At 67.2% G+C, this 23965-nt stretch carries 23 protein-coding genes; 18 read left to right on the forward strand and 5 right to left on the reverse strand.

Translation table 11 applies throughout. The features are described 5' to 3' along the window. Positions 1-20: 20 nt before the first annotated feature. The 9 genes from rpoB to tuf all read left to right on the forward strand — a co-directional run bounded on the left by rpoB (position 21) and on the right by tuf (position 13637). Positions 21-3503 (forward strand): DNA-directed RNA polymerase subunit beta, encoded by a 3483-nt coding sequence (gene rpoB / locus JLI01S_RS04540; RefSeq protein ID WP_068260642.1) that lies wholly within the window; start codon positions 21-23, stop codon positions 3501-3503. Positions 3504-3645: 142 nt separating this feature from the next. Further along, positions 3646-7524 (forward strand): DNA-directed RNA polymerase subunit beta', encoded by a 3879-nt coding sequence (locus tag JLI01S_RS04545; RefSeq protein ID WP_068260644.1) that lies wholly within the window; start codon positions 3646-3648, stop codon positions 7522-7524. A 277-nt stretch (positions 7525-7801) separates the two neighbouring features. After that, positions 7802-8077, forward strand: coding sequence for an HU family DNA-binding protein (locus JLI01S_RS04550; protein WP_055996642.1), 276 nt, complete (start codon positions 7802-7804; stop codon positions 8075-8077). A gap of 94 nt (positions 8078-8171) precedes the next feature. Then, on the forward strand, positions 8172-8453 hold the full coding sequence (locus JLI01S_RS04555; RefSeq protein WP_068260647.1) for a hypothetical protein: 282 nt from the start codon (positions 8172-8174) through the stop codon (positions 8451-8453). After that, positions 8453-8983, forward strand: coding sequence for a GNAT family N-acetyltransferase (locus JLI01S_RS04560; protein WP_068260653.1), 531 nt, complete (start codon positions 8453-8455; stop codon positions 8981-8983). Before JLI01S_RS04555 ends, JLI01S_RS04560 begins: the two co-directional genes overlap by 1 nt. A 289-nt stretch (positions 8984-9272) precedes the next feature. Further along, entirely contained in the window at positions 9273-9647 is a 375-nt protein-coding gene (gene rpsL / locus JLI01S_RS04565) for a 30S ribosomal protein S12 (protein ID WP_007930014.1), read from the forward strand. Continuing rightward, entirely contained in the window at positions 9647-10117 is a 471-nt protein-coding gene (rpsG, locus tag JLI01S_RS04570; protein ID WP_055996635.1) for a 30S ribosomal protein S7, read from the forward strand. Before rpsL ends, rpsG begins: the two co-directional genes overlap by 1 nt. 89 nt (positions 10118-10206) lie before the next feature. Further along, positions 10207-12330 (forward strand): elongation factor G, encoded by a 2124-nt coding sequence (gene fusA, locus JLI01S_RS04575; RefSeq protein ID WP_068260656.1) that lies wholly within the window; start codon positions 10207-10209, stop codon positions 12328-12330. Between the two features lie 110 nt (positions 12331-12440). Further along, positions 12441-13637, forward strand: a complete 1197-nt coding sequence (tuf, locus tag JLI01S_RS04580) for an elongation factor Tu (RefSeq protein WP_068260659.1) — start codon at positions 12441-12443, stop codon at positions 13635-13637. A gap of 153 nt (positions 13638-13790) precedes the next feature. On the opposite strand, the gene JLI01S_RS04585 is transcribed toward tuf, so the two are convergent. Next, positions 13791-14453, reverse strand: a complete 663-nt coding sequence (locus JLI01S_RS04585; RefSeq protein ID WP_068260662.1) for a helix-turn-helix transcriptional regulator — start codon at positions 14451-14453, stop codon at positions 13791-13793. A gap of 16 nt (positions 14454-14469) precedes the next feature. On the opposite strand from JLI01S_RS04585, the gene JLI01S_RS04590 reads away from it, so the two are divergent. Together JLI01S_RS04590 and JLI01S_RS04600 are read left to right on the forward strand one after the other, a co-directional pair. Further along, on the forward strand, positions 14470-14937 hold the full coding sequence (locus tag JLI01S_RS04590) for a hypothetical protein (RefSeq protein ID WP_157074827.1): 468 nt from the start codon (positions 14470-14472) through the stop codon (positions 14935-14937). A 571-nt stretch (positions 14938-15508) separates the two neighbouring features. Next, positions 15509-15754, forward strand: coding sequence for a hypothetical protein (locus JLI01S_RS04600; RefSeq protein WP_068260671.1), 246 nt, complete (start codon positions 15509-15511; stop codon positions 15752-15754). 62 nt (positions 15755-15816) lie between these two features. Here JLI01S_RS04600 and JLI01S_RS04605 read toward each other — a convergent pair whose 3' ends face one another. Genes JLI01S_RS04605 through JLI01S_RS04620 form a run of 4 tightly spaced genes read right to left on the reverse strand, consistent with a single transcriptional unit; the run spans position 15817 to position 19296 of the window. Further along, complete coding sequence (locus JLI01S_RS04605; RefSeq protein ID WP_068260674.1) at positions 15817-16530, reverse strand: ABC transporter permease; 714 nt, start codon at positions 16528-16530, stop codon at positions 15817-15819. Beyond that, the gene (locus JLI01S_RS04610; RefSeq protein ID WP_068260679.1) at positions 16527-17441 is read right to left on the reverse strand and encodes an ABC transporter ATP-binding protein; all 915 of its coding nucleotides are present in this window, start codon (positions 17439-17441) and stop codon (positions 16527-16529) included. The genes JLI01S_RS04605 and JLI01S_RS04610 overlap by 4 nt, the downstream gene beginning before the upstream one ends. Continuing rightward, complete coding sequence (locus JLI01S_RS04615; RefSeq protein WP_068260682.1) at positions 17438-18334, reverse strand: ABC transporter permease; 897 nt, start codon at positions 18332-18334, stop codon at positions 17438-17440. The genes JLI01S_RS04610 and JLI01S_RS04615 overlap by 4 nt, the downstream gene beginning before the upstream one ends. Then, positions 18334-19296 (reverse strand): ABC transporter ATP-binding protein, encoded by a 963-nt coding sequence (locus JLI01S_RS04620; RefSeq protein ID WP_084349200.1) that lies wholly within the window; start codon positions 19294-19296, stop codon positions 18334-18336. The genes JLI01S_RS04615 and JLI01S_RS04620 overlap by 1 nt, the downstream gene beginning before the upstream one ends. 102 nt (positions 19297-19398) lie before the next feature. Here JLI01S_RS04620 and JLI01S_RS04625 point away from each other — a divergent pair, with 102 nt between their 5' ends. From JLI01S_RS04625 to rpsS, 7 genes are all read left to right on the forward strand, one after another. After that, the gene (locus JLI01S_RS04625) at positions 19399-20496 is read left to right on the forward strand and encodes a YihY/virulence factor BrkB family protein (protein WP_068260685.1); all 1098 of its coding nucleotides are present in this window, start codon (positions 19399-19401) and stop codon (positions 20494-20496) included. 375 nt (positions 20497-20871) lie between these two features. Then, positions 20872-21180, forward strand: coding sequence for a 30S ribosomal protein S10 (rpsJ, locus tag JLI01S_RS04630; protein WP_007924661.1), 309 nt, complete (start codon positions 20872-20874; stop codon positions 21178-21180). 11 nt (positions 21181-21191) lie between these two features. After that, complete coding sequence (gene rplC, locus JLI01S_RS04635; protein ID WP_068260689.1) at positions 21192-21848, forward strand: 50S ribosomal protein L3; 657 nt, start codon at positions 21192-21194, stop codon at positions 21846-21848. Position 21849: 1 nt separating this feature from the next. Then, positions 21850-22500, forward strand: coding sequence for a 50S ribosomal protein L4 (gene rplD, locus JLI01S_RS04640; RefSeq protein ID WP_068260697.1), 651 nt, complete (start codon positions 21850-21852; stop codon positions 22498-22500). Further along, complete coding sequence (rplW, locus tag JLI01S_RS04645; protein WP_068260701.1) at positions 22497-22799, forward strand: 50S ribosomal protein L23; 303 nt, start codon at positions 22497-22499, stop codon at positions 22797-22799. The genes rplD and rplW overlap by 4 nt, the downstream gene beginning before the upstream one ends. Before the next feature lie 22 nt (positions 22800-22821). Beyond that, on the forward strand, positions 22822-23658 hold the full coding sequence (gene rplB, locus JLI01S_RS04650) for a 50S ribosomal protein L2 (RefSeq protein ID WP_068260706.1): 837 nt from the start codon (positions 22822-22824) through the stop codon (positions 23656-23658). Between the two features lie 14 nt (positions 23659-23672). After that, positions 23673-23954 (forward strand): 30S ribosomal protein S19, encoded by a 282-nt coding sequence (rpsS, locus tag JLI01S_RS04655; RefSeq protein ID WP_055996601.1) that lies wholly within the window; start codon positions 23673-23675, stop codon positions 23952-23954. Positions 23955-23965 lie beyond the last annotated feature (11 nt).

Consider the following 23965-nt stretch of genomic DNA (forward strand, 5'->3'; position numbering starts at 1 on the left):
GCCCGTGGAAGGATCCATCCTTGGCTGCCTCGCGCACCGCTTCCCCGATGTCCACCGCACGGACGGCTTCTGGCCGTCTGTCCTTCGCGAAGATCCGCGAGCCTCTGGAGGTCCCCGACCTCCTGGCCTTGCAGACCGAGAGCTTTGACTGGCTCCTCGGAAACGAGAAGTGGCAGGAGCGCGTTGCCGCTGCTCTGGATGCCGGTCGACGTGACGTCCCCGAGCGTCCTGGACTGGAGGAGATCTTCGAGGAGATCTCCCCGATCGAGGACTTCTCCGGCTCGATGAGCCTCTCCTTCAGGGAGAGCCGCTTCGAAGAGCCCAAGTACTCCGTCGACGAGTGCAAGGAGCGGGACCAGACCTACTCCGCACCCTTGTTCGTCACGGCCGAGTTCATGAACGCCGAGACCGGCGAGATCAAGAGCCAGACGGTCTTCATGGGTGACTTCCCGCTCATGACCGAGCGCGGCACCTTCATCATCAACGGCACCGAGCGCGTCGTCGTCTCGCAGCTCGTCCGCAGCCCGGGCGTGTACTTCGAGCGCTCCGCGGACAAGACGTCCGACAAGGACATCTACTCGACCAAGATCATCCCCAGCCGTGGTGCATGGCTCGAGTTCGAGGTCGACAAGCGTGACCTCGTCGGCGTGCGCGTCGACCGCAAGCGCAAGCAGTCGGTCACCGTGCTGCTCAAGGCGCTGGGCATGACGACCGCCGAGATCCTCGAGGAGTTCGGCGAGTTCGACTCCATGCGCGCCACCCTCGAGAAGGACACGGTCGAGGACCAGGACGCTGCGCTGCTGGACATCTACCGCAAGCTGCGCCCCGGCGAGCCGCCGACCCGTGAGGCCGCGCAGAACCTGCTCGACAACCTCTACTTCAACCCCAAGCGGTACGACCTGGCCAAGGTCGGTCGGTACAAGATCAACCGCAAGCTGGGCCTCGAGGCCGAGCTCAGCTCCTCCGTGCTCACGCTCGAGGACATCGTCGCCACCCTCAAGTACCTCGTGGCGCTGCACGCCGACCAGGCCACCCTGCCGGGTGTGCGTGACGGCGAGCCCTTCGAGGTGCCGGTCGAGACCGACGACATCGACCACTTCGGCAACCGCCGGGTGCGCAGTGTCGGCGAGCTCATCCAGAACCAGGTCCGCACCGGCCTCTCGCGCATGGAGCGCGTCGTCCGCGAGCGGATGACGACCCAGGACGTCGAGGCCATCACGCCGCAGACCCTGATCAACATCCGGCCGGTCGTCGCCTCCATCAAGGAGTTCTTCGGCACCAGCCAGCTGTCGCAGTTCATGGACCAGAACAACCCCCTGTCGGGGCTGACGCACAAGCGTCGCCTCAACGCGCTGGGCCCGGGTGGTATCTCCCGTGACCGCGCGCAGATGGAGGTCCGTGACGTCCACCCGTCGCACTACGGCCGCATGTGTCCGATCGAGACCCCTGAGGGTCCCAACATCGGTCTGATCGGTTCGCTGGCGTCCTACGGGCGGATCAACCCCTTCGGCTTCATCGAGACCCCGTACCGCAAGGTGGTCGACGGTCGCGTCACTGACGACATCGTCTACATCTCCGCGGACGAGGAGGACAAGGTCGTGGTCGCCCAGGCCAACGCCGTCCTGCTCGACGACGGCAACTTCGCCGAGGAGCGCGTCCTCGCCCGCACCAAGGGTGGCGAGGTCGACCAGATCCCCGCTGAGGACGTCGACTTCATGGACGTGTCGCCGCGCCAGATGGTCTCCGCCGCGACCGCGATGATCCCCTTCCTCGAGCACGACGACGCAAACCGTGCGCTCATGGGCGCCAACATGCAGCGTCAGGCCGTCCCGCTGGTCCAGGCCGAGGCGCCCTACGTGGGCACCGGCATGGAGCACCGCGCCGCGCTCGATTCCGGTGACGTGGTTCGCGCCGAAAAGGCCGGCGTCGTCACCGAGGTCTCTGCTGAGCTGGTCACCGTCACCCAGGACGAGGGCGGCAGCAAGACCTACAAGATGATGAAGTTCTCCCGGTCCAACCAGGGCAACAGCTACAACCAGCGCGTCATGGTCTCCGAGGGAGACCGTGTCGAGGTCGGTCAGCTCATTGCCGATGGTCCCGCCACCGACGGTGGCGAGATGGCGCTGGGTCGCAACCTGCTCGTCGCGTTCATGCCCTGGGAGGGCTACAACTACGAGGACGCGATCATCCTCAGCCAGCGTCTGGTGCAGGACGACGTCCTCTCCTCGATCCACATCGAGGAGCACGAGGTCGACGCCCGCGACACCAAGCTCGGCCCGGAGGAGATCACGCGGGACATCCCCAACGTCTCCGAGGAGGTCCTCGCCGACCTCGACGAGCGGGGCATCATCCGCATCGGTGCCGAGGTCCGCGACGGCGACCTGCTCGTCGGCAAGGTCACGCCCAAGGGTGAGACCGAGCTGACCCCGGAGGAGCGCCTGCTGCGCGCCATCTTCGGCGAAAAGGCGCGCGAGGTCCGCGACACGTCCATGAAGGTCCCCCACGGCGAGACCGGCACGGTCATCGGCGTCAAGGTCTTCGACAAGGACGAGGGCGATGAGCTGCCCCCGGGCGTCAACCAGCTCGTCCGCGTCTACGTGGCCAACAAGCGCAAGATCACCGACGGTGACAAGCTCGCTGGCCGCCACGGCAACAAGGGCGTCATCTCCAAGATCCTCCCGGTCGAGGACATGCCCTTCCTCGAGGACGGCACGCCGGTCGACGTCGTGCTCAACCCGCTCGGTGTCCCCGGCCGTATGAACATCGGTCAGATCATGGAGCTGCACCTGGGGTGGGCCGCCAGCCGAGGCTGGAAGATCGACGGCAACCCGGACTGGGCGTCGATGATCCCGCAGGATGCGCGTGAGGCTCCGGCCGACACCCGTGTCGCCAGCCCCGTCTTCGACGGTGCCGACGAGCACGAGATCGCCGGTCTGCTGGACTCGACGACCCCCACTCGTGACGGCGTCCGCCTGATCGACCGTTCCGGCAAGGCCAACCTGTTCGACGGCCGCACCGGTGACCCGTACCCGGCCCCGGTGTCCGTCGGCTACATGTACATCCTGAAGCTGCACCACCTCGTGGACGACAAGATCCACGCGCGCAGCACGGGTCCGTACTCGATGATCACCCAGCAGCCGCTCGGTGGTAAGGCCCAGTTCGGTGGTCAGCGCTTCGGCGAGATGGAGGTGTGGGCCCTCGAGGCCTACGGCGCCTCCTACGCGCTCCAGGAGCTGCTGACGATCAAGTCCGACGACGTGACCGGTCGCGTCAAGGTCTACGAGGCCATCGTCAAGGGTGACAACATCCCGGAGCCCGGGATCCCGGAGTCCTTCAAGGTGCTCATCAAGGAGATGCAGTCCCTCTGCCTCAACGTGGAGGTCCTCAACTCCGAGGGCGGCACCATCGAGATGCGCGACAGCGAGGACGATGTCTTCCGCGCGGCAGAAGAGCTCGGCATCGACCTGTCCCGGCGGGAGCCGAGCAGCGTCGAGGAGGTCTAACGGTCCGGGGGTCCCGCGGACGCACTCCATCCGCGGGACCCCGGTCCGCTCCTCCCCATAGCCCGCGTGGCTGGCACACCGCCACCGCAAGGGCAACAGAACTTATCGAGTCATCCTCGAGAACGAGAGAAGGAAGCACATCGTGCTGGACGTCAACTTCTTCGACGAGTTGCGCATCGGCCTGGCCTCCGCGGAAGACATCCGCAATTGGAGCCACGGCGAGGTAAAGAAGCCCGAAACCATCAACTACCGCACTCTGAAGCCCGAGAAGGAGGGCCTCTTCTGCGAGCGGATCTTCGGCCCGACCCGGGACTGGGAGTGCTCCTGCGGCAAGTACAAGCGGGTCCGCTTCAAGGGCATCATCTGCGAGCGCTGCGGCGTCGAGGTCACTCGCGCCGGTGTGCGCCGTGAGCGCATGGGCCACATCGAGCTCGCCGCTCCCGTCACCCACATCTGGTACTTCAAGGGCGTCCCGTCACGCCTGGGGTACCTGCTCGACCTGGCACCGAAGGACCTCGAGAAGGTCATCTACTTCGCGGCCTACATGATCACGAGCGTCGACGTGGACCAGCGTCACACCGACCTGCCCTCGCTCGAGGCCCAGATCGATGCCGAGAAGAAGGAGCTCGAGAACCGCCGCGACGCGGATGTCGAGACCCGGGCGCAGAAGCTCGAGAAGGACATCGCCGAGCTGGAGGCCGAGGGCGCCAAGTCCGACGCCAAGCGCAAGGTGCGTGACTCTGCCGAGCGCGAGATGAACCAGATCCGCAAGCGTGCCGACCAGCAGGTCGAGCGGCTGTCGCAGGTCTGGGACCGCTTCAAGAACCTCAAGGTCCAGGACCTCGAGGGCGACGAGGTCCTCTACCGCGAGATGCGTGACCGCTTCGGTCTGTACTTCGAGGGTGGCATGGGTGCCGCGGCGATCCAGAAGCGTCTGGAGACCTTCGACCTGCAGGCCGAGTCCGAGAAGCTGCGCGAGATCATCGCGACCGGCAAGGGTCAGAAGAAGACCCGTGCGCTCAAGCGCCTCAAGGTCGTCACTGCCTTCCTCACCACGGACAACAAGCCCGCGGGCATGGTCCTGGACGCTGTCCCGGTCATCCCGCCGGACCTGCGCCCGATGGTTCAACTCGACGGTGGCCGTTTCGCCACCTCCGACCTGAACGACCTGTACCGCCGGGTCATCAACCGCAACAACCGTCTCAAGCGACTGCTCGACCTCGGCGCCCCCGAGATCATCGTCAACAACGAGAAGCGGATGCTGCAGGAGGCCGTCGACAACCTCTTCGACAACGGTCGTCGTGGTCGTGCGGTCACCGGACCGGGCAACCGTCCGCTGAAGTCCCTGTCCGACATGCTCAAGGGCAAGCAGGGTCGGTTCCGTCAGAACCTCCTCGGCAAGCGCGTCGACTACTCCGGCCGTTCGGTCATCGTCGTCGGCCCGCAGCTGAAGCTGCACCAGTGTGGTCTGCCCAAGGCCATGGCGCTCGAGCTCTTCAAGCCCTTCGTCATGAAGCGGCTCGTCGACCTCGACCACGCCCAGAACATCAAGTCGGCCAAGCGCATGGTCGAGCGGCACCGTTCCGTGGTCTGGGATGTCCTCGAAGAGGTCATCACCGAGCACCCGGTCCTGCTCAACCGTGCGCCCACGCTGCACCGACTGGGCATCCAGGCCTTCGAGCCGCAGCTCATCGAGGGCAAGGCCATCCAGATCCACCCGCTCGTGTGCACCGCCTTCAACGCGGACTTCGACGGTGACCAGATGGCCGTGCACCTCCCGCTGAGCGCGGAGGCCCAGGCCGAGGCCCGGATCCTGATGCTCTCGAGCAACAACATCCTGAAGCCGGCCGACGGTCGCCCCGTCACCATGCCGACCCAGGACATGATCATCGGGCTCTTCCACCTCACCTCCGAGGTGGCTCTGGAGACCGAGCACCCACGTGCCTTCTCGTCGTCCGACGAGGCCCGCATGGCCTACGACGCCGGCGCGATCAAGATCGGTACGCCGATCAAGGTCCGCCTGCACGATGTCGTCCCCACGGGTGGCCAGCTGCCCGAGGGTGCCGAGACCGACGAGCAGGGCCGGGTCGCCGCCTGGACGGCGGACACCACCCTCGGTCGCGCGCTCTTCAACGAGACGCTGCCGGAGGACTACCCCTTCGTCAACGAGTCGGTCGACCGCAAGCGTCTGTCGACGATCGTCAACGACCTCGCCGAGCGGTACACCAAGGTGCAGGTCGCGGCGTCCCTGGATGCGCTCAAGGAGGCCGGCTTCCACTGGGCCTCCCGCTCCGGCACCACGGTCGCGCTGTCCGATGTCGTCACGCCTCCCCGCAAGCCGGAGATCCTCGCGATCTACGAGGAGAAGGCGACCAAGGTCCAGAAGCAGTACGAGCGCGGTCTGATCACTGACGACGAGCGTCGTCAGGAGCAGATCGAGATCTGGACCCAGGCCACCAACGAGGTCTCTGCAGAGATGCAGGAGAACTTCCCGAAGGACAACCCCATCTACCGGATGGTCAGCTCGGGTGCTCGTGGTAACTGGTTCCAGCTGCGTCAGATCGCCGGTATGCGTGGCCTCATGGCCAACCCGAAGGGCGAGATCATCCCCCGCCCGATCCGTACGAACTTCCGTGAGGGTCTCTCCGTCGTCGAGTTCTTCATCTCGACGCACGGTGCGCGCAAGGGTCTGGCCGACACCGCTCTGCGTACCGCTGACTCGGGCTACCTGACCCGTCGTCTCGTCGACGTTTCCCAGGACGTCATCGTCCGCGAGGAGGACTGCGGGACCGAGCGTGGCCTGACCATGCCGATCGCGCAGCACGACGAGCTGACGGGGACCCGTCGTCTCCACGACGAGGTCGAGTTCACCGTCTACGCCCGGTGCGTCGCGGCCGCGGTCGAGCACGAGGGCGTGGTCCTGGCCGAGGCCGGCTCCGACCTCGGTGACGTCGTCATCGACCGGCTGTACCAGGCCGGTGTCGACGAGGTGAAGATCCGCTCGGTGCTCACCTGTGAGTCCAAGGTCGGCACCTGCGCCAAGTGCTACGGGCGCAGCCTGGCCACCGGTCAGCTCGTCGACATCGGCGAGGCCGTCGGCATCGTCGCGGCCCAGTCGATCGGTGAGCCCGGTACCCAGCTGACCATGCGTACCTTCCACACCGGTGGTGTGGCCGGTGACGACATCACGCAGGGGCTGCCGCGTGTCGTCGAGCTCTTCGAGGCGCGTACCCCCAAGGGTGTCGCTCCGATCGCCGAGGCCGATGGCCGCGTCACGATCGAGGAGACCGACAAGGGTCGCCGCCTCCTGCTCGTCGCTGACCGCGACGGCGAGGAGCACGCCTACCCCGTGAGCAAGCGTTCGCGCCTGCTCATCGAGGACGGCGAGCGCGTCACCGTCGGTACCCAGCTGGTCCAGGGCGCCATCGACCCCAAGCAGGTCCTGCGCATCCTCGGCCCGCGTCACGCCCAGAAGCACCTCGTGGACGAGGTGCAGAAGGTCTACCGCCAGCAGGGTGTGTCGATCCACGACAAGCACATCGAGATCATCGTCCGGCAGATGTTGCGCCGGATCACGATCCTCGAGGCCGGCGACACCGGTCTCCTGCCGGGCATGCTCGCTGAGCGCGCCCGCTTCGAGATCGAGAACCGTCGCGTCGTGTCCGAGGGCGGTCGCCCGGCCTCGGGTCGTCCGGAGCTGATGGGGATCACCAAGGCCTCGCTGGCCACGGACTCCTGGCTCTCCGCCGCCTCCTTCCAGGAGACGACTCGCGTCCTCACCGAGGCCGCGATGGAGGGTCGCTCGGACCCGCTGCTGGGTCTGAAGGAAAACGTCATCCTCGGAAAGCTCATCCCCGCTGGTACGGGCCTGCCCCGCTACAACAACGTGGATGTCGAGCCCACCGAGGAAGCCAAGGCCGCGATGTACTCGCTGCCCAACTACGACGAGTACGCGTACCCGGTCTTCGGTCCGGGGTCCGGCGAGGCCATCCGCCTCGACGACCTCGACCTGGACGTCTGAGCCGACTCGCTCACGAGCGAAGGGCGCTGTCCTGAGGAGCTTGTGCAGCAAGCGTCTCGAAGGGGGGTTCCACCGCGATCGCGGTGGAACCCCCCTTCGTCATGTCGCGGCTCTGATGGGTGGTGCCAACGTGACGGATGTGGTCGATCTGAGGGTGTATTCCTCAAGATCGCCGGAAAATCAAGGGAAACACGCCGGTGTTCAAGTCGACGACAGCCCGGTGTTCGTGGTTGATTGGCCTTGTTCGACCTACGAACTTCACAGATGGAGATCCCACATGAACAAGTCTGAGCTCGCCAGCGCCGTCGCCGAGAAGGCCGGCGTGTCCGCGTCTGCGGCTTCCGAGGTCATCACCGCCCTCCAGGCGGTCCTGTCCGAGAACGTCGCGAAGGGCGAAAAGGTCACCGTCCCCGGTTTCTTCAGCCTCGAGCGCGTCGAGCGTGCCGAGCGCAAGGGCCGCAACCCGCAGACCGGTGCCGAGATGACGATCCCCGGTGGCTACGCCGCCAAGCTCTCTGCCGGTAGCGCCCTCAAGGCCGCCGCCAAGGGCTGATCGCCCACATCGTTCGAAGGGGGCCGGTTCACCGTCATGGTGACCGGCCCCCTTCGTGTGTGCCCGGGTGGTGATGATGAGAGAGGATGCAGCCATGACCGGGGAGCAGCAGGACCAGCCGATGTCGGTGCGCGCCACCGCGGCTCGTTGGGGGCTGGGCGCGGTGCTCGCCGTCGGCGCGCTGGTGCTGATCCTCAAGCCGGGCGGGATCACCAAGCTGCTCGGCCTGGTGCTCGCGGGGGCGGCTGTCGTGGTCTTCACCCGGCGCTCGCGCAGTGACGCGACGATCGTGACGGTCGTCCTGCTGCTCTTTGCGGGCTTCTACCTCTTGGCATTCCTCACTGGCAACAGCCACTGGATCACGGACAGGTACTGATGCGCGACGACCTCATCATCCGGCGCGAGAGCGCTGCGGACTCGGCTGCGACCGAGATGCTGCACGACGCGGCCTTCGGGGTCCCGCAGGGACGGCGGGAGTCCGTGGAGCGCGAGCTGCTGCGCGGCCTGCGTGCCGATGGATCGATCATCGACGAGCTGACCTTCGTCGCCGAGCTGGAGAACGAGATCGTCGGTCACGTCGTCTGCAGCCGCGCGAGCATCGATGACGCGTCCTCGGTCGGGCTCGGACCGATCGGGGTGCGGCCGGACCACCAGCAGCAGGGGATCGGGGCGGCCTTGGTCATGGCTGTCGTCGCCAGCGCAGACCGCATCGCCGAGCCGGCCATCGTGCTCCTCGGTGATCCGGAGTACTACGGGTTCTTCGGGTTCGTCCCGGCGTCCGGCCTCGGCATCGGCTCCCCGGGGGCGTGGGAGGACACGCACTTCCAGGCGCTGACGCTGCGGGCCTGGCGGCCCGAGATGGCCGGCGCATTCCGCTACGCCGCGGCCTTCGACCGCCTCGCCTGACGGGGGCATGGGGGTTTCGATTTGTGACGCCGCGGGGCGCGCCGGTATCGTTGATCAGCGTGCGTGGCACGGCTGTGCCGTGACGCGCATCGAGGAGGGTCAGTGATGATCTGCCTCGTACCTCTCGCCGGGCGCCCTGGCGTGGTCCACATGGACCGCGTAGGGGAGTGCAGGGGAGAGCACCATCAGCGACACGCCCGAGTGCGGGGGTCGCAGGTGGCATCCAAGGAGTATCGGACGGGTTCGCCCGTCGGGTGCAGACAACATCACCTACGTACGGAGACACAGGTTGCCTACCATCAACCAGCTGGTGCGCAAGGGCCGGCAGGACAAGCCGTCCAAGGCCGCCACGCCTGCCCTCAAGGGCTCGCCGCAGCGCCGTGGAGTGTGCACGCGTGTGTACACCACCACCCCCAAGAAGCCGAACTCCGCCCTTCGTAAGGTCGCCCGCGTGCGCCTGACGAGCGGCATCGAGGTCACCGCCTACATCCCGGGCGTCGGTCACAACCTGCAGGAGCACTCGATCGTGCTCGTGCGCGGTGGCCGTGTGAAGGACCTCCCCGGCGTCCGTTACAAGATCGTCCGCGGGTCCCTCGACACCCAGGGTGTCAAGGGTCGTCAGCAGGCCCGCAGCCGTTACGGCGCCAAGAAGGAGAAGAAGTAATGCCTCGCAAGGGTCCCGCCCCGAAGCGGCCTCTCGTCATCGACCCGGTCTACCAGTCCCCGCTGGTGACCCAGCTGGTCAACAAGATCCTCCTCGATGGCAAGAAGTCCATCGCCGAGGCCATCGTGTACGACGCCCTCGAGGGCGTCCGCGAGAAGACCGGCACCGACCCCGTCCAGACGCTCAAGCGCGCCCTGGACAATGTCCGTCCGTCCCTGGAGGTCAAGTCCCGCCGCGTCGGTGGTGCGACCTACCAGGTCCCGATCGAGGTCAAGCCCGGCCGCGCCACGACCCTGTCGTTGCGCTGGCTCGTGGGCTACTCGCGTCAGCGTCGCGAAAAGACGATGACCGAGCGCCTGATGAACGAGATCCTCGACGCGAGCAACGGCCTGGGTGCCGCGGTCAAGCGTCGCGAGGACACGCACAAGATGGCCGAGTCCAACAAGGCCTTCGCGCACTACCGCTGGTGACAGCAGGTCGGGGCCGGCTCCATGTCGGCCCCGACCACCATCGCCCCATCCGGGCAGACACGACCGCAACGAGCGAGATGAGATAACGAGTGGCACAGGACGTCCTGACGGACCTGACCAAGGTCCGCAACATCGGCATCATGGCGCACATCGACGCCGGCAAGACGACGACGACTGAGCGCATCCTTTTCTACACCGGCGTCAACCACAAGCTGGGGGAGACGCACGACGGCGCCTCCACCACCGACTGGATGGAGCAGGAGAAGGAGCGCGGCATCACGATCACGTCCGCCGCGGTCACCTCCTTCTGGGATGACACCCAGATCAACATCATCGACACCCCTGGCCACGTCGACTTCACGGTCGAGGTCGAGCGCTCCCTGCGCGTCCTCGACGGTGCCGTCGCCGTCTTCGACGGCAAGGAGGGCGTCGAGCCCCAGTCCGAGACGGTCTGGCGCCAGGCGGACAAGTACGACGTCCCCCGCATCGCCTTCGTCAACAAGATGGACAAGCTCGGTGCCGACTTCTACTTCACCGTGCAGACGATCAAGGACCGCCTCGGTGCGGAGCCGCTCGTCATGCAGCTGCCCATCGGTGCCGAGAACGACTTCGTCGGGGTCGTCGACCTCATCCAGATGAAGGCGCTCGTGTGGCCCGGCGACTCCAAGGGTGACGTCACCCTGGGCGCCTCCTACGAGACCCACGAGATCCCCGAGGACCTGCAGGCCAAGGCGGTCGAGTACCGCAACGCCATCATCGAGCGCGTCGCCGAGTCCGACGACGAGCTCATGGAGAAGTACCTCGGTGGCGAGGAGCTGACCAACGACGAGATCAAGGCGGGCATCCGCAAGCTCACGGTCAACTCGGAGCTCTACCCGATCTTCTGTGGTTCTGCCTTCAAGAACCGTGGCGTCCAGCCCGTGCTCGACGCGGTGCGCGACTACCTGCCCAGCCCCCTCGACGTCGCTGCCATGGAGGGCCACGCCCCGGGCAAGGAGGACGAGGTCGTGCTGCGCAAGCCGAGCACCGAGGAGCCCTTCTCGGCGCTGGCGTTCAAGATCGCATCGCACCCCTTCTTCGGGACGCTGACCTTCATCCGCGTCTACTCGGGTCGTCTCGACCCGGGCACGCAGGTCATGAACTCGACCAAGGGCAAGAAGGAGCGCATCGGCAAGCTCTTCCAGATGCACGCCAACAAGGAGAACCCCGTCGGTGAGGCCATGGCCGGCCACATCTACGCGGTGATCGGTCTCAAGGAGACCACCACGGGTGACACCCTGTGCGACATCAACAACCAGGTCATCCTCGAGTCGATGTCCTTCCCCGCCCCGGTCATCCAGGTGGCCATCGAGCCCAAGACCAAGGGTGACCAGGAAAAGTTGGGTGGCGCCATCCAGCGTCTCGTCGCCGAGGACCCGACCTTCCAGGTCTCCCTCGACGAGGAGACCGGTCAGACCATCATCGCCGGCATGGGCGAGCTGCACCTCGATGTCTTCGTCGACCGGATGAAGCGCGAGTTCAAGGTCGAGGCCAACATCGGCAAGCCGCAGGTGGCCTACCGCGAGACGATCCGCAAGGCCGTCGTCAAGCACGACTACACGCACAAGAAGCAGACCGGTGGTTCGGGTCAGTTCGCCAAGGTGCAGATCACCTTCGAGCCCCTGGAGACGACCGAGGACAGCGATGGCGAGCTCTACGAGTTCAAGAACGCCGTCACCGGTGGTCGCATCCCGCGTGAGTACATCCCGAGTGTCGACACCGGCATCCAGGACGCCATGCAGTTCGGCGTCCTCGCTGGCTACCCCGTCGTGGGTGTCAAGGCGACCCTCATCGATGGTGCCTACCACGATGTCGACTCCTCGGAGATGGCATTCAAGATCGCTGGGTCGATGGCCTTCAAGGAGGCCGCCCGCAAGGCTGACCCGGTGCTCATGGAGCCGATGATGAAGGTCGAGGTGCGCACCCCTGAGGACTACATGGGTGACGTCATCGGCGACATCAACTCGCGCCGTGGCCAGATCCAGTCCATGGAGGACGTCAGCGGAGCCAAGGTCGTCACCGGCCTCGTCCCGCTGTCCGAGATGTTCGGCTACGTCGGCGACCTGCGGTCGAAGACCCAGGGTCGTGCCAACTACTCCATGGAGTTCGACTCCTACGCAGAGGTCCCCAAGGCAGTCGCCGAGGAGATCATCAAGAAGACCCGGGGCGAGTGACCGGTAGCATTACCGTCGGTCCCGACACGGAACATCCCAACAACCCCAAAATCGACGCCACCCTGCCGGGATAAGGCGTATTCGAGAAGACGTCCTGAGGAGGACACACAGTGGCGAAGGCAAAGTTCGAGCGGAGCAAGCCGCACGTCAACATCGGCACCATCGGTCACATCGACCATGGCAAGACGACGCTGACGGCCGCGATCTCCCGCGTACTGCACGACAAGCTCCCCGACCTCAACGAGGCTTCGGCGTTCGACACGATCGACAAGGCTCCCGAGGAGAAGCAGCGCGGGATCACGATCTCGATCTCGCACATCGAGTACCAGACGGAGTCGCGTCACTACGCGCACGTCGACTGCCCCGGTCACGCTGACTACGTGAAGAACATGATCACCGGTGCGGCCCAGATGGACGGCGCGATCCTCGTGGTCGCCGCCACCGACGGCCCGATGCCGCAGACCAAGGAGCACGTGCTCCTGGCCCGCCAGGTCGGCGTCCCCTACATCGTCGTTGCCCTCAACAAGGCCGACATGGTGGACGACGAGGAGATCCTGGAGCTCGTCGAGATGGAGGTCCGCGAGCTGCTGTCCTCCTACGAGTTCCCGGGCGACGACGTCCCGGTCGTCAAGGTCTCGGCGCTCAAGGCGCTCGAGGGCGACGCCACGTGGGGCGAGTCGATCATGGAGCTCATGACGGCTGTGGACTCCTACATCCCCGAGCCCGAGCGCGACCTGGACAAGCCGTTCATGATGCCCGTTGAGGACGTCTTCACGATCACCGGTCGTGGAACCGTCGTCACCGGTCGTATCGAGCGCGGCATCCTGAACGTCAACGAGGACGTCGAGATCGTCGGCATCCACGAGGGTCCGGCGACCAAGACCACCGTCACCGGCATCGAGATGTTCCGCAAGCTGCTCGACGAGGGTCGCGCTGGCGAAAACGTCGGCCTGCTCCTGCGTGGCACCAAGCGCGAGGACGTCGAGCGCGGGCAGGTCATCTGCAAGCCGGGCTCGATCACCCCGCACACCGAGTTCGACGCGCAGGTCTACATCCTGTCGAAGGAGGAGGGTGGCCGTCACACGCCGTTCTACGACTCCTACCGTCCGCAGTTCTACTTCCGCACCACGGACGTCACCGGCGTCGTCACGCTGCCCGAGGGCACCGAGATGGTCATGCCCGGCGACAACACCGACATGAAGGTCGAGCTCATCCAGCCGATCGCCATGGAAGAGGGCCTGAAGTTCAACATCCGCGAGGGTGGCCGCACCGTCGGCGCCGGTCGCGTCACCAAGATCATCAAGTGATCCTGGGCTGACCTCGGTCAGCATCCACGCAGGGCCCGTCTCCCCATCAGGGGAGGCGGGCCCTGCGTCGTGCCCGGCGCGCCTGCGTCACCCGTTCCCTGAGGAGGCGCGCCAGCGCCGTCTCGAAGGGCAGCAAGCGTCTCGAAGGGAGGGTCAGGGGCGCCCGGCGTCAATCCACATCTGCGGGTCCGGCGCCCAGCCGTCCGCGACGAGGGCATTGCGCAGGGCAGCCCGGTTGTTGGTGGGGACACCTGCCGCCCGGTAGTGGGCGCGGCCCCGCTCGAGGTGGCTGCGGATGGTCTCGGTGCGCAGCGCGAGGACGCGGCCCAGGTGGGCAGGTGAGTGGCCGCGGGCGCTCACGTACAGAGCCAGGACCTGCAGCTCACGGTCGGTCAGGCGGGCGACAGGTGGGTGGGCGGGCTCGATGCGTGTGTCCGGTGGTGGGTTCCTCAGGACGATCTGGCGGATGGCCTCCGCGGTGTCGACGAGGCCCGTCGTCGGCTCGATCCAGGCCACGGCGCCCTCGGTCCCCGAGCGGCGTGCGGCCGGGGTGGCGCGCCCGGGCCCGAGGACGACGGTGTGGGAGCCGAGGCGCGTGAGCGCACGGACCTTGAGGGGGAGCGGCACGTGGTCGTCCAGCAGGGCGTCGAGGACGACGATGTCCCCGGCGAAGTCCCACTCCCGCTGGAAGTCGGTCCACGAGTGGACGCTCGTCGTGACGTGTACCGGCCAGGGCCCTTCCCTTAGCGCGCGCCCCAGCGCCGTGGCCACCACGGGGGAGGTGTGCACGAGGTCCAGACGCGGTTGAGTGAGCATCGGGCACGATGGTCCCATGCCCCTGCCGTCCGTGGTCTCCGTGTGGTCACGGTGGCGTCTGCACGCCGACGCGGTGGTGTCCGTGCTGACGGATCACGAGATCGCCGCCGAGGTCGCCGGGGACCCGTGGGGAGTGCCCGGCGTCCTCGTCGCGGAGCTGGTGGCGGGCGAGGACCTGCGGCTGCTCACCGGGAGGCGAAGGGAGGGCCGGCCGACCGTGGTGTGGGGCGGGACCCTGCCGGTTCCCCGGGTCGCGGCACTGCGGGATGCGGGGGCCTCGGCCTACGTCACCGGTCTCGACTCGCCGCAGGAGCTGGCGGCGGTGGTCCGTCGCGTGCAGGAGGGCCAACGGCCCACGTGGTCGGCGGGAGCGGCGCCGACGGTCACGCTGACACCGCGGGAGCGACAGGTGGCGCAGGCCTACCTCGTGCTCTGGGCGGACCGGACACGGGCCAAGGTCGCGGCGCAGCTCGGGATCAGCTAGCGGACACTCAAGGTGCACATCGCCAACATCCGGGCCAAGGCCGGCCACCGAGGGACGGCGACGCGGGACGGCCTGCTGCGGGCGCTCACCGTGCGCGGGTGGATCGACTGAGATGGTCACCATCGCCTAGTCCTTTTGCAGGCATTTGGTCTGGATCTGTTCAGCGAACTCTAAGGTCGCTCGTGGCGGGGGTCGACAGGGAACCCGCCACCGGGGAGGACCCGACCATCGCGCCGACGCGACAGAGCTCGGTGCTCAGACTCAGCGCCTGTCCGCAGAAGGAACTGCCTCGTGTCGAAGGACCTCACCACCTCGGGCCCGTCCCGCCGCTCCATCGCGAAGGGCGCTGCCTGGGCCGTCCCCGCCGTCTCGGTCGCCGCCGCCGCTCCGAGCCTCGCCGCCTCGCCGGGAGACGCCTGTGCGCCTGGGGCTTCGACCCTTGTGGTCACGGTCGACAACTGCTCGGGGATTACGCTCCTTGGTCAGCCGCCGAAATTCCGGCTCACAAACCCCACGAACGCGACCTGCACCGTGCCGGCCGACACTCCGGTGACCGTGACGACGGACGGGCTTGGCGAGCATCAACCTGTTGGGCCCGGATCTGGCCAACGTTGGTGTGCTGTACAGCACCGGTGGCACAGTGGCTCTGCAGAACCCGATCGCACCCGGCAAGTCCGTCGTGATCAATGCCTTCCCTCCCGGCATCAACGTGACCGTCCTCGGCTCGATCACGCTCGGGGTGGACGACAAGAGCGCAACCATGAACCTCACAGCCAACCTTATTGGCGGGGTCCTCTCCGTTTGCCGACCTAGCTGATCCTGTAATCGACCACGCGCCCATCGTCCCTCGCGGACGGTGGGCGCGTTCGTCGTCCCGCCTCACACCTCCGAGATCGTCGTCCGTGCCAACCGCCGACCGGCAACCACAGCGCCTGCGACGAGCACCAGCACCGCTGCGACCACCGCGAACCACGCAGCGGGATGCGCATCCAGGCCCATCGCCTCGTGCGTGACACTCCCGCCGAAGGCTCGGGCCGACAGGTACTGCGCCGGCTTGAGGACGCTCGTGAGCAGGGCCTCCCAGACCAGCCAGTAGAGCAGGCAGCCGGTGACGCTGCGCTTGACCATGATCGCCAGCAGCGTGAAGGCCCCCGTGTACGCCGCCGCGGAGACCGTGCCACCGAGCAGCGCGCCCCACCACAGACCGCCGTCGGTGCCGACCATGATCAGCGCGGCCAGCGCCATGGGCAGTACCGCGAAGACCATCGAGCTCGCGAGGATGACGAGCATCTTGCTCGCGACGATCACCCAGCGGGGGACCGGCTTGCTCAGCAGATAGATGATCGACCCGTCGTCGATCTCCGAGGTGATCAGTGTCGTGGTCCCGATGAGGGTGACGACCGGGATGACGACGCCGATACCAAAGGTGCGCACGAGGTTCAACGGCCCGCCAGCCGGGTCGAGGGGACCCGTGGGCGCCAGACGGAGGAGCAGCGCCAGCGCCAGCAGCGCGGCGGCCATGGCGAGGAGGACGAGGACCCGGGAGCGCCCGAGCAGCGAGCGCATGGCCAGTCGGATGATCGCGGAGTTCATCGGTTCACCAGGTATCCAAAGATGCTCTCGAGCGACTCGTCCGTCGGGGTCAGCTCGAGGATGCGGATGTCGTGTTCCTTGGCCACTCGGGGCACGACACGGACGAAGGAGCCGAAGTCGTCGGCCTCGAGCTCGAGGAACCGGTCGCCGTGCAGCCGCACGCCCCGGACCGAGGCCCGGGCCATGAGGGCCGATGCCAGACGTCGGTTGTCGCTGCTGCGGATGCGGTACTGGTTGGGTCGGTCGGTCATCAATCGGCGGATGGCCGTCCGGTCACCGGAGGCCGCATGGCGGCCGGAGACGATGACCTCGATCTGTCCCGCCAAGGACTCGACCTCCTCGAGGATGTGCGAGCTGAAGACGATGGTGCGACCCTGCGCGCCGTAGTCCGCCAGGAGGGTGGCCATCGAGTGCCGCTGGATGGGGTCCATGCCGTTGAAGGGCTCGTCGAGCAGCAGCACCTGCGGGTCGTGCACCAGCGCCGAGGCCATCTTGACCCGCTGCCGCATGCCCTTGCTGAAGGTCGAGACCCGGCGGTCGGCGGCGTCGACGAGATCGACGAGCTGGAGTGCGTGGTCGGTCGCGGCGCGCGCGGACGGGAGCTTGTGCAGGTCGGCGTTGAGCCGGACGAACTGCCGCGCGGTGAGGAAGTCGTAGACCGACTCCTGCACGGGGACGAGGCCGATCTGCCGGTACACCGCGGTGTCCTGCCGAAGGGGGTGCCCGTCCAGTGTCGCGGTGCCCGCCGACGGCGAGAGCAGGCCCGCCATGATCGACAGGACGGTCGACTTGCCGGCGCCGTTGGGGCCGAGGAGGCCGGTGATGCCCTGCCCGATCTCCATCGTCACGTCGTTGACCGCGACGACATTGCCGTACCAGCGGGAGACCGAGTCCAGACGCAGCGTGCTCACAGCGAGGCCACCGATCGCATCCGGGCCACGAGAGCCAGAGTGGGCAGGACCACCCACGCGATGCAGACGGCGACGGCGAGGCCGATGAGCCATCCCTCGGGCTCGGGGATCGTGGGGTTGACCGCAGGACCACCGAAGACCCCGGAGACGAGCTGGGCGACGGCGGTGAAGGGATGTGCCGAGGCGACCAGCGCGCCGAGACCGTCGCGCGCGAGCTCGGTCGTGATCGCCAGCGCCATGGTGATCATCGCGGAGGGGACCATGAGCACGACGATGATCGCCGCGAGGGCGAGACCGGACTTGGTGGCCAGGGTGGAGACGAGCCCGCCCAGCGCCGCGAGCACGAGGGAGAGGACGGCGACGCCGACGAGTGCCGCTCCGAAGCGTTGGGCGTGCATGCCGCTGTCGACACCCGTCGAGAGCGCGCAGGCGAACCACACGAGCATCGGCACGATGATCACCAGGAAGATCGCTGTCGCCAGCGCGGCGAGCCGCGTGAGCACGAACCTCGTGCGCGAGACCGGCCGGGCGAAGTAGAGGACGATCGTGCGGTATCGCAGGTCCCGCGCGAAGAGGACAGGAGCCTGGGTCGCGACGAAGATCGTGATGAGCAACTGGGTCCAGTACGGGTAACTGAAGTAGTTGGACGGAGCGTCCATCGCGGGTACCTGGGCGGCCTGGATGCTGAGCGCCCCCATGACGATGGCTGGCACGGCCATGAAGGTGATGATCAGCCACGGCATGATCTTGGCCTTGCCCGAGCGGCCGATGCCGAAGGCCTGAGCCACGGAGTTGCGGTAGAGCTCGCGCGTGATCGCGCCGTCGTCGAGGCGCCGCCCGCCGAAGCGCCGGTAGCCCAGGTCGTGGATGACACCACGAGGTGGCGTGGTCATCAGGGGTGGCCTCCTGGGTGGGCGGCGAGCGCAGGGGATGACGAAGGGGGCGGGAGGAAGACCTCGTCGAGGGTGTGGCGACGCTCCTGCAGCCGCACCAGCCCGAGGTCGAGGTCGACAGCGACATCGCGGATGACGTCCAGGACCTCGGGTCCGTCCACCTGCACCTCGGTGTCGCTGCCGACCGGCCAGGCGCTGATGCCCCGGTCGAGCAGCGCCTGCCCGAGGAGGCGGTCGCTGCCGGCCGGGCCGAGCACCTCGACGAGGACGGTGCCCGTGGTCTGGGTCAGGTCTGAGGTGGACGAGGCGCGCAGGAGACGTCCGCTGTCCAGGACCACGATGCGGTCGGCCGTCCGCTCGAGCTCGCCCAGCAGGTGGCTCGTCACGATCACCGAGATCCCGAAGTCCGCGTGCACGCGGGCGATGAGCTCCAGCATGTCGTCCCGGGCGCGCGGGTCCAGCCCGCTCGTCGGCTCGTCGAGGAAGACGAGCGCCGGGTCGTGCACGAGCGCCTGGGCCAGCTTGGCGCGCTGCTTCATGCCGGTCGAGTACCCGCCCATGGCCCGGTGGCGCTCCTCGTCGAGGCCGACATGGCGCAGGACGTCGGAGGCGCGCTCGCGACTGGCTTGGCGCGGCAGGCCGGACATCGTCGCCATGTGCAGGACGAAGTCGGCGGCCGTGACATCGGCCGGCAGGCAGTCGTGCTCGGGCATGTACCCGACGAGGGCGCGGATGTCCCGCGCTGACTCCTGGGGGTCCATCCCGAGGACGCGCACCGACCCGGAGGTGGGAGGCAGCAGCCCGAGGAGGATCTTGATGAGCGTCGACTTGCCGGCGCCGTTGACGCCGACCACGCCGGTGATGCCCGGACGGATCTCCAGCGAGAGAGCGTCCAAGGCGGTCACCCCCGGGTACTGCTTGGTCAGGCGGTTGGTCTCGACCACGCTGTGGTCCCCGGTCATGTCCCCTCCTCGCGTTGTGCAGACGTTCCTGCGCCACACCCTAGGCGCGCTGTCATAGTGTTGAGCTGCCCGCCGCACCCGACCACGGAGACGCCACGACACATGGCCATCGACGAGACGACCGAGACGGACGCACTCCCCGAGGACTCCGAGGGGCTCGACGAGAGCGCCAAGCCCTCCCTTCGTGAGCTGAAGAAGCGCAACTGGACCTTCGCCTTCAAGCGGGCGATCAAGGAGTTCAGCGCGGACGGCTGCACGGACCTCGCAGCGGCGCTCACCTACTTCTCCGTACTGTCGATCTTCCCCGCGATGCTGGCCCTCGTCTCCATCCTCGGGCTGGTGGGGGAGCCCGAGACGACCAAGTCGACGATCCTCGATGTGCTCGACCAGCTCGGCACGGGCAGTGTCGGCTCGACCCTGGAGGGCCCGCTCGACCAGATGGTCAACTCGCCGGCCGCGGGGTTGGGTCTCGTCGTCGGTCTGGCGGGTGCCCTGTGGTCCGCGTCCGGCTACGTCGGTGCCTTCGGGCGGGCCCTCAACAAGATCTACGAGGTGCCCGAGGGGCGCGGCTTCATCAAGCTGCGCCCGATGCAGCTGATCGTCACCGCGGTCCTGCTGGTCCTGGCCGCGGCCATCATCTTGTCGGTCGCCGTCAGCGGCGAGCTGGCGCGTGCCATCGGTGATGCGATCGGGCTCGGCGACGCCGCCGTGATGACGTGGAACCTCGCCAAGTGGCCGGTCATCCTGGTCGTCGTCATCTTCATGGTCGGCCTGCTCTACTGGGCGACACCCAATGTGCGCCAACCGAAGTTCCGGTGGCTGACGCCCGGCGCTGCCGTGGCGATCCTCGTGGCGATCCTCGCCTCGGTGGCCTTCGGCTTCTACGTCTCCAACTTCAGCTCGTACAACAAGACCTACGGCTCGCTCGCCGGCGTCATCGTCTTCCTCCTGTGGCTGTGGATCCTCAACAACGTGCTGCTGCTGGGCGCGGAGGTCGACTCCGAGATCGAGCGCTCGCGTCAGCTGCAGGCCGGTATGGCCGCAGAGGAGGAGCTGCTGCTCCCGCTGCGCGACACGACGAAGTCCGATGCCGCCGCCGAGGCGCAGGAAGAGGTCCGGGAAGAGGCCCGCTCCCTGCGGATCAAGGGGCTGCAGGACCAGGGCAGGTCCACGGCAGAGCTCGCCGACCGCGACGACTGACGGCAGGCCGAGGACGAAGGGGGAGCCCCCCTTCGCGCGCAGTGTCACGCACCGCCCGCCCCGATTTGGCCTGGGGCGCTGGCCTCTGGCACACTATCCAGGTTGCTTGTTGAGCGGTGACGCGACGATCGGTTTTGCCCCGGTTGCTCGCGTTTCTGCCTTCCCGATGACAACGCACCGAACCGCTTCGAGCGGGGCGACACATCGGAACCAAGAGCACGATCCGGTTGATCCGGGTTGACGACCAGACCGACGGCTAGCCATATGGCGTGCCGTTGGGCCGCGGAGCGGGTGCGACACACCCGACCGCGTGGGTCGGAGGCCAGGCACTCGACACAGACCAGGCAAGACGGCGAGAGAGAGACGGACACACAGATGGCGGGACAGAAGATCCGCATCCGGTTGAAGTCGTATGACCATGAGGTCATCGACAACTCGGCGCGAAAGATCGTCGACACCGTGACCCGTGCCGGCGCGACGGTGGTCGGCCCAGTGCCGCTGCCTACGGAGAAGAACGTGTTCTGCGTCATCCGGTCGCCGCACAAGTACAAGGACAGCCGCGAGCACTTCGAGATGCGCACCCACAAGCGCCTCATCGACATCATCGACCCGACGCCCAAGGCCGTCGACTCGCTGATGCGTCTCGACCTCCCGGCTGACGTCAACATCGAGATCAAGCTCTGAGGCGCATCGAGATGACTACAACTGCCACCAAGACCGTCAAGGGCGTTCTCGGCGAAAAGCTCGGCATGACGCAGGTCTGGGACGCGGAGAACCGCCTCGTCCCGGTCACCGTCATCCAGGCTGGCCCGTGCGTCGTCACCCAGGTCCGCAATGTCGAGACCGATGGGTACGCCGCCGTGCAGATCGCCTACGGCGCCATCGACCCCCGCAAGGTGAACCAGCCCACGGGCGGCCACTTCGCCAAGGCCGGTGCCACCCCGCGTCGCCACCTCGTCGAGCTCCGCACCGCGGACGCCTCCGAGTACTCCTTGGGCCAGGAGGTGACGGTCGACCTGTTCGAAGGCGGACAGGAGATCGACGTCACCGGCACCACCAAGGGCAAGGGCTTCGCCGGCGTCATGAAGCGTCACGGCTTCCATGGCGTGAGCGCCTCCCACGGTGCCCACCGCAACCACCGCAAGCCCGGCTCGATCGGTGGCTGCGCCACCCCGGGTCGCGTCTTCAAGGGGATGCGCATGGCCGGCCGCATGGGCGGCGTGCGCCAGACCACCCAGAACCTCACGATCCACGCGGTCGACGCTGACAGGGGCCTTCTGCTCGTCAAGGGTGCCGTTCCCGGCCCCCGCGGCGGCGTCGTCCTCGTCCGCTCCGCGGTGAAGGGAGCCTGACGTGCCGACCATCGACATCCTCAGCCCTGCAGGAACTGCCTCCGGCAGCGTGGAGCTGCCCGCCGAGATCTTCGACGTGGCAGTCAACGTTCCGCTGATCCACCAGGTCGTCGTCGCCCAGCTCGCCGCAGCGCGGCAGGGCACGCACTCGACCAAGACCCGCGCCGACGTGCGTGGCGGTGGCCGCAAGCCGTACCGCCAGAAGGGCACCGGCCGCGCCCGTCAGGGCTCGACCCGTGCGCCGCAGTTCGCTGGCGGTGGCATCGTCCACGGCCCGCAGCCGCGCGACTACGCCCAGCGCACCCCCAAGAAGATGAAGGCAGCCGCCCTGCGCGGTGCTCTCTCCGACCGGGCGCGCCACGGCCGCATCCACGTGCTGACCGCACTCGTCGAGGGCGACACCCCCTCGACCAAGAACGTCGCCACCGTCCTCGGTGGGATCAGCGAGCGCAAGAACGTGCTCGTCGTGATCGAGCGTGACAACGAGTCCGCGTGGAAGTCGGTGCGTAACCTCGCCGACGTGCACGTGCTCGCTGCCGACCAGCTCAACACGTACGACGTTCTGTGCTCAGACGACATCGTCTTCACCCAGGCGGCTCTCGAGGCATTCCTCGCCGGGCCCGCGCCCAAGACCGAGGAGGCCAGCAAGTGACTGCGTCCGAGCTCAAGGACCCGCGCGACATCCTGATCCGTCCCGTCGTGTCGGAGAAGTCCTACGGCCTTCTCGACGAGGGCAAGTACACCTTCATCGTCGACCCGCGCGCCAACAAGACCGAGATCAAGATCGCGGTCGAGCAGGTCTTCGGCGTCAAGGTTGACTCCGTGCACACCATGAACCGTGTCGGCAAGACCCGACGCACGCGGTTCGGCACCGGTAAGCGCAAGGACACGAAGCGCGCGATCGTCTCTCTCCGCGAGGGCACGATCGACATCTTCGGCGGCCAGGGCTGACGGAGAGGACAAGGAAGAACCAATGGGTATCCGTAAGTACAAGCCGACAACCCCGGGTCGTCGCGGCAGTTCTGTCGCCGACTTCGTCGAGGTCACGCGCTCCACGCCTGAGAAGTCGCTGGTCCGCCCGCTGAGCAAGTCCGGTGGCCGCAACTCCACCGGTCGCATCACCACCCGTCACATCGGTGGTGGCCACAAGCGTGCCTACCGCGTCATCGACTTCCGTCGCCACGACAAGGACGGCATCCCGGCCAAGGTCGCTCACATCGAGTACGACCCCAACCGCACCGCCCGCATCGCACTCCTGCACTACGCCGACGGCGAGAAGCGCTACATCCTGGCGCCGAACAAGCTGGCGCAGGGCACCGTGATCGAGAACGGCCCGTCCGCTGACATCAAGGTGGGTAACAACCTGCCGCTGCGCAACATCCCCAACGGCACGACGATCCACGCTGTGGAGCTTCGTCCGGGTGGAGGCGCCAAGATGGCCCGTTCCGCGGGTGCCAGCATCCAGCTGCTCGCCAAGGAGGGTCCCTACGCCACGCTGCGCATGCCCTCCGGTGAGGTCCGTCGCGTCGACGTGCGCTGCCGCGCCACCGTCGGTGAGGTCGGCAACGCCGAGCAGTCGAACATCAACTGGGGTAAGGCCGGCCGTATGCGCTGGAAGGGCAAGCGCCCGACCGTCCGTGGTGTCGTCATGAACCCGGTCGACCACCCGCACGGTGGTGGCGAGGGCCGGACTTCCGGTGGCCGTCACCCCGTCTCGCCCTGGGGCCAGCCCGAGGGTCGTACCCGGCGTCCCGGTAAGGCGAGCGACAAGCTCATCGTCCGTCGCCGCCGCACCGGCAAGAAGCGCTGATAGGAGCCTTTGACATGCCTCGTAGTTTGAAGAAGGGCCCCTTCATCGACGACCACCTTCAGAAGAAGGTCGACGTCCAGAACGAAGCGGGCACCAAGAACGTCATCAAGACCTGGTCGCGTCGTTCGGTGGTTTCACCGGACATGCTCGGCCACACCTTCGCCGTCCACGACGGTCGCAAGCACGTCCCGGTGTTCGTCACCGAGGCGATGGTCGGCCACAAGTTCGGCGAGTTCGCACCGACCCGCACCTTCCGCGGTCACGTGAAGGACGACAAGAAGGGACGTCGTCGCTGATGCCTGCAACC

Origin of the sequence: Janibacter limosus NBRC 16128 (assembly GCF_001570985.1) — a bacterium.
Lineage (GTDB): Bacteria > Actinomycetota > Actinomycetes > Actinomycetales > Dermatophilaceae > Janibacter > Janibacter limosus.